We start from the raw sequence: 435 nt of genomic DNA, 5'->3' as shown, positions 1-435 counted from the left end.
CGTGACCGGCCGCCTGACCGCCTCGTTCGATGACGTTCTGCCGCCGGGAGCGCTCCTTGTCTCAGGCTCGCCGGCATTCACCGCCGGCCGGGCATCCTACAGGTTCAGACTCCCGGTGATCGGCTCCTCCTATTTTCAGGGAGTCAGGGCAACCTGTCGTGATCAGTTTTTCACGCAGACCCTGCTGATCGCACGCGGCGCAGAGCTGCCGAAACTTACGATGTATCCAACCGGCATCACAGCCACGCACTTTGCCGTCGGTCAGGGGTCGGGGTGGAGCGCCGTGGAGTTTGACCGGCCTGCTCTCATTTCAGGCTATGACACCCGGATCCTTCGTCCCTACGCCGACGGAGACAGTCTGCGTGATATCGACTGGAAACTCTCCGGAAAACACCAGGAGCTCTACGTCAGGCTGAAGATGGATGCATCCGGGGG

Annotated in this window: 1 protein-coding gene; it reads left to right on the top strand. The window is 61.6% G+C overall.

All coding sequences use genetic code 11. The annotated features are described in order from the left end of the window. Positions 1-435 (top strand): DUF58 domain-containing protein (locus EYA77_RS03940; RefSeq protein ID WP_167815926.1); only part of this gene is annotated, 435 nt, incomplete at both ends.

It is taken from the genome of Methanocorpusculum sp. GPch4 (genome assembly GCF_012062385.1).
GTDB lineage: Archaea > Halobacteriota > Methanomicrobia > Methanomicrobiales > Methanocorpusculaceae > Methanocorpusculum > Methanocorpusculum parvum.
The sequence above is the reverse complement of the archived record's forward strand: the minus strand, read 5'-3'. Positions and strand labels throughout refer to the sequence as shown.